6 protein-coding genes and 2 tRNA genes are annotated in these 5,163 nt (G+C 36.4%); 7 read left to right on the top strand and 1 reads right to left on the bottom strand.

The annotated features are described in order from the left end of the window. Window positions 1-21 precede the first annotated feature (21 nt). From SPD53_RS19445 to SPD53_RS19425, 5 genes are all read left to right on the top strand, one after another. Window positions 22-96: transfer RNA gene (locus SPD53_RS19445), tRNA-Asn, on the top strand. 25 nt (window positions 97-121) lie between these two features. Further along, window positions 122-194 (top strand) — tRNA-Thr (locus SPD53_RS19440). Window positions 195-422: 228 nt separating this feature from the next. Beyond that, the gene (locus tag SPD53_RS19435) at window positions 423-638 is read left to right on the top strand and encodes a type II toxin-antitoxin system prevent-host-death family antitoxin (RefSeq protein WP_336253542.1); all 216 of its coding nucleotides are present in this window, start codon (window positions 423-425) and stop codon (window positions 636-638) included. Beyond that, complete coding sequence (locus SPD53_RS19430; protein ID WP_336253541.1) at window positions 622-903, top strand: type II toxin-antitoxin system RelE/ParE family toxin; 282 nt, start codon at window positions 622-624, stop codon at window positions 901-903. Before SPD53_RS19435 ends, SPD53_RS19430 begins: the two co-directional genes overlap by 17 nt. 879 nt (window positions 904-1,782) lie before the next feature. After that, window positions 1,783-2,631: a sialate O-acetylesterase gene (locus SPD53_RS19425; protein ID WP_336253540.1), complete on the top strand. Its 849-nt coding sequence runs from the start codon at window positions 1,783-1,785 to the stop codon at window positions 2,629-2,631. Window positions 2,632-2,975: 344 nt separating this feature from the next. Here SPD53_RS19425 and SPD53_RS19420 read toward each other — a convergent pair whose 3' ends face one another. Beyond that, window positions 2,976-3,764, bottom strand: a complete 789-nt coding sequence (locus SPD53_RS19420; protein ID WP_336253539.1) for a DUF2268 domain-containing protein — start codon at window positions 3,762-3,764, stop codon at window positions 2,976-2,978. Between the two features lie 52 nt (window positions 3,765-3,816). Here SPD53_RS19420 and SPD53_RS19415 point away from each other — a divergent pair, with 52 nt between their 5' ends. Together SPD53_RS19415 and SPD53_RS19410 are read left to right on the top strand one after the other, a co-directional pair. Next, window positions 3,817-4,254, top strand: a complete 438-nt coding sequence (locus SPD53_RS19415) for a GNAT family N-acetyltransferase (RefSeq protein ID WP_336253538.1) — start codon at window positions 3,817-3,819, stop codon at window positions 4,252-4,254. Window positions 4,255-4,743: 489 nt separating this feature from the next. Then, window positions 4,744-5,163: LytS/YhcK type 5TM receptor domain-containing protein (locus tag SPD53_RS19410; RefSeq protein ID WP_336253537.1), on the top strand; the 420-nt coding region annotated here is incomplete at its 3' end.

Below are 5,163 nucleotides of genomic sequence, written 5' to 3'. Positions count from 1 at the left end.
CACCAATTTACATCATATTATTCCACAGTAGCTCAGTGGTAGAGCAATCGGCTGTTAACCGATCGGTCGTAGGTTCGAATCCTACCTGTGGAGCCATTTTTATGTCTATATTTAAAACCTTGCTTCCATAGCTCAGTAGGTAGAGCGCTTCCATGGTAAGGAAGAGGTCGCAGGTTCAAATCCTGTTGGAAGCTTTTACGAAACGCTTGTCCTTAAAATAGGGGATAGAGCGTTTTTTGTTTGTAATGAATATAAAGGACTTTATTGTTTTATCTAGAATAAATTTACGTCCCCAATTAATTTAAAGTGAATATAATATAAGAATTATTGTATTATAAAGTTATAATAAATAAATGGAGGCGGAGCCATTGATTATAAAGTCATCTACCTCGTTAAGAAATGATTAAAATTCCATTTCTAAATTGGCACACGAGAAAGGGAAACCTGTTTATATTACTAAGAACGGAGAAGGCGATCTTGTTCTCATGAGCATTGATGCATTTGAAAAAAGAGAAGCAATCATTGATTTAAAAGAAAAACTATTAGTAGCTGAGGAACAGCGACTAAGTGGTGATAAAACTATACCACTTGATTCTGTCTATCAAAGAATCAAGGAGAAAATTGACGAAAAACTATGACGTAGAACTACTTCCCGCAGCTGATGATGACCTTGATAATATCTTTGATTACATTTTAATGGATAATCCTGAAGCTGCGAATGAAGTATTGGATCGAATTATGACCTCTTTAAAGCGTCTTGAAAATTTTCCGTATTCTGGTTCAAAGGTAATGGCAGAAAGTCTCAATCACTTCGAATTTAGAATGGTTGTTTCTGAGCCTTATATAGTTTTTAATCGAGTTATAGAATATTGCATGGTGCAAGGGATTATATTCAGATATTAAGAAGTAAAAAATAAACCTTATAGTTGTATGTGCTTATGGGCGGCATGATGTAAACTCGCTATATTCTAAGAAGTTATATGAAGTATATTCTTGTTATCATAATAGTTGGAAAAATATTTTATTATGGTTAAGTAGAAGTACAAAATTAACAACGCATGACGATTATTACACCCTAATTTATAGAATAAAATTAAAATAAAGTTAGAATACCATTCATAATATGTATTTTGAGATTAGACTGTGAAGTAAAGTATTTAAATTTTTATACACATAGCACTTAAACCATTAATTTATGTTTAAGTGCTATTTTGGCTCCGTTCACGGGTATGCCTATAAGGAGTTCTGTAATGAAGAAATTTGAGGGTTAAAAAGAACCCTCCCATAGCCTTAACAATTTCTCAAAATAAATCATTAATTCTTTTGGAATACTTCAAACCAGTTCTGTACAGATTGGCATATTTATCAATCATTTTAATATCTGCATCATCGAAGTTTTCTTCATAGATTTTTCTTAAGTATAGCCATACCTGATGGTTAACTTTATTATTAAAGAATCCACTAATTCATTACTCATATTTAATCCTCCATTTAAACAATGGGTATTTATAGCCTTTAATAATCATATATTTCTGCCTTTTCGATACAAACTACTATTGGCGATGGCTATTTTGCTTCTTGAATTTTTGATGAAATAAAAAGTTGTACTGTTTTATCATCTTAGATATGATTTGTCCAAAGTGCGTATTTATGGAAAACAGTATTTAGGAAGGACGAATTGTTGAACAAACACACCATTGACTTGGAAAAGTATAATTAAGCCATACTCTTAATCCCATTTGTCTAATTAGACTTTTGTAAATAAAGAAAGAAGGTTATTGTATGAAATCTATATTATTAATCGGACAATCGAATATGGCAGGTAGAGGATTTATTGAGGATGTACCGCCGATTTATAATGAGGATATAAATATGCTGCGAAACGGCAGATGGCAAATGATGGCGGAGCCCCTTAATTTCGATCGCCACATATCTGGGGTTGGACCGGCAGCCTCATTTGCTCAGGCTTGGACGGAGGATCATCCAGGTGAGTCCATTGGATTGATCCCTTGTGCTGAAGGGGGAAGCTCTATTGATGATTGGAAAACTGATGGACTATTAACAAGACATGCGATTGCTGAAGCAAAATTCGCGATGGAAACAAGTGAACTAGTGGGGATTTTATGGCATCAGGGAGAAAGCGATAGTTATGGAGAACGTTACAAGACATATGAAGATAAGTTGCTTTCAATATTTAAACATTTGAAGGAAGAATTAAATGCGCCGGATATCCCGATTATTATCGGTGAGTTGGGACATTACCTTGGAGAGGTCGGATTTGGAAAGAGCGCTGTAGAATATAAGCAAATAAACCAGATATTATCTAAAGTTGCCCAGACTGAAAAGAATTGTTACTTTGTAACAGCAAAAGGTTTAACAGCAAATCCAGATGGCATTCATATTGACGCCATTTCCCAAAGAAAGTTTGGATTAAGATACTATGAAGCTTTTTCAAAACAAAAGCATGTTTTTGATGTTTTGGACATAGAGCATAAATGGATTGAAAAAGAAGCACAGCGGGAACTAACTAAAAATGAACGTATATTTGTCCAAAGTACGAAGTTAGCTTTAGGACAATTGAATTTCGAGGAATTTTCCGTTAATGTCTCCAATATTAATGAAGGTAAGTAAAACAAAACTAATCTCATTTTTCAAGGGGGGAACAATCCACTCTAGGTGTGCAACTCATTTAGTGGAACGTCTGATTGTGCCTCTATTATCTAAAGCTTGGAGCACAACTTTTTTCTTTCTCCGGTAAGGCGCGCTCTAATAATTTTGTCGCAAGCTAGGAGTATGAGGCTTCTTGACTTGAACGCATTCGCTAAGAGGAATCCACAATTCAATTTAAATACGATATCGTCCTGGAGCTGTTGAATTAGATTTTTATTAATCAAGGGAGCCCTCTAAAATAAAGCTTAGAATAAACTACTTTTTTCTTTTACTTAAACTTTACTGAGACAAATAAAACAGACAGATTAATCTGTCTGGTTTATTTGTGCGATGACTGAAGAAGGAATGCCTAGTGATTCTTTGGAAGAAAAATTATTCTTTTCCATATATTTTTTCACTAAATAATAACCGACACAATAACCAGCCATTTTTGGGTAACGATCTTGACCATATAATATAGCATCATGCTTACGGTATGCCTTTGGAAGCTGGATAGAAGGAAGGATAAAGTGTTTCCAGATTTTCTCTAACTCTTCGTCTGAATAATATTCCGTCCAATCTGCACAATATTTTTTCCCGAATCGTTCCATGACCGCATGCTCCGCTAGTCCTTCTAGGATAATTGAATCCAATAAGTTGTAGTCCTCTACTTTCCTATCATATTTGGCGAGCCGGCAAACATGATGGTATTCATGCGTCAGCAGCGCTTTAATTTCAGTTTTTGAATTATCCCCGGAAATAAATAAAAATAGCTTATCATGAAAGGATAGACCGGCTTTTCCATTGAATGTTTCTCTTAATTCCGTACTATTCCGATCAGACGGAAAGATAAAGACGGGGATGTTCGGTCCATCCCATAGTTGTCTCAACGCTTGTGTTTCTTCATCTATAAATTTCCAACTATTCTTATCCAATAAAATACGAATTTGTTTCTCCACGTCTTGGAAAGGTGGTTGATACATACCATACATCGTTAAATATTGATAGATTTCTGCTGCAGAAACATCCGAAAAATAATTAACTAATAACTCACACATAGCAATCGGTTTATTCCATAAATCAATTAACCATTTATCAGTTTGAACGACACCCATTTTTGAAGCCTCCATATCATATTATTAATTATTACATTCAGGTGGGATAAATATGTGTATTCGAAAAGCCACGGTGGTTGAATTGAAATATATTTTAGAGCACTCCCCTACTGTCATGCAGGAGGCGACAATGGGGTACAGGAAAGGAAATATAATTACGGCGTCCGAGCTGATGTCACAAACGTTAGCGAACAATGGATATTATCTAGTCTTTGTGGAAGATAGAATAAATAAAGGGTGGCTTGGTGTTTGTGACTTTTATAATTTAGATTCCGAAGAAATACAGGGAATGGTAGTGGAGTTGTATGTTTTTCCAGAATTTCGGCAGCAGGGTATTGCTACGCGTCTACTGGAATATGCGTTAAAAAGCATGAAAGAAAAAGGAATTAAACATGTACAGTTGAATGTTTATTCTGGTAATCAGGCTAAACGTTTATACGAAGAATTAGGATTCCATGAGGTCTCGACTGTGATGGAAAAGAAATTGTGAAGTCTAACCTATAGATTATAAAGGTTAAAATCCAAATTTATTTTTAACACGAATTGCGTGGTACATGATCCTCGCATGATGATTATGCGGAAGTCGCCCGTGCAAATGGGGTTGTAGACATTCTAAGAACTTCTGATCACAATATCTCCGGTCCACGCCACGCTGCAAGCAAAGGTCATGTTGCATGCAGCATGCATCCACTGGATTGGTCGGATATCCCGGACCACTGCAGCTGGGACCACACCAATGATACCCAGGAAATATACATTTTCCGCGTCTATTTTTATCACGCATAATAACCCCTCCTCTTAAATTAAGATATGAAAAAAGGGGACACGGGGTCAGAGCATTTGTCCCTGTCAAGGTGGGACAAATGCTCTGACCCCGTGTCCCAATTTTTAAAACTCCTGTTATAATACAATTTTCAAGTTCATGTGCAAGTGATATAATACTGGTACGATCCTTTTTTATTATCGGGAGGCAGAAGTTATGCTTGAGCTGTTGATTACAATGATTGAGCGGATTGGAATTATTGTAACATTGGCATTTCTATTAACCCGTTTTCGCTTTTTAAGAAATATGCTGAATCAGGAAAAACTTGATCGTAAACAGCAGTGGACTGCTATCTTGTTCTTTGGGTTTTTCGGAATCATTGGAACGTATACTGGCTTAAGTGTGAATCCGGAAAATGTACAAATCAACCGGTGGATGACGGAGCTGACGATTGATGAAGCAATTGCGAATTCGCGGGTAATCGGTGTCGTGATTGCGAGTCTGCTTGGAGGTCCAGCTGTCGGGATTGGGGCCGGATTAATTGCCGGGATTCACCGGTTCACGTTGGGTGGTTTTACTGCAATAGCATGTGGAAGTGCAACAATCATTGCCGGGATATTGACCTGCCTCTTCTAT

This window comes from Oceanobacillus sp. MO10714A, assembly GCF_037072045.1.
Classification (GTDB): domain Bacteria; phylum Bacillota; class Bacilli; order Bacillales; family Amphibacillaceae; genus Oceanobacillus; species Oceanobacillus indicireducens.
This window is presented reverse-complemented; position numbering and strand designations above follow the sequence as displayed.

Bases quoted from the DNA above. Each gene is read 5' to 3' on its own strand.
- SPD53_RS19425 (WP_336253540.1), top strand. From the start codon at position 1,783: ATGAAATCTATATTATTAATCGGACAATCGAATATGGCAGGTAGAGGA.
- SPD53_RS19420 (WP_336253539.1), bottom strand. From the start codon at position 3,764: ATGGGTGTCGTTCAAACTGATAAATGGTTAATTGATTTATGGAATAAA.
- SPD53_RS19415 (WP_336253538.1), top strand. From the start codon at position 3,817: ATGTGTATTCGAAAAGCCACGGTGGTTGAATTGAAATATATTTTAGAG.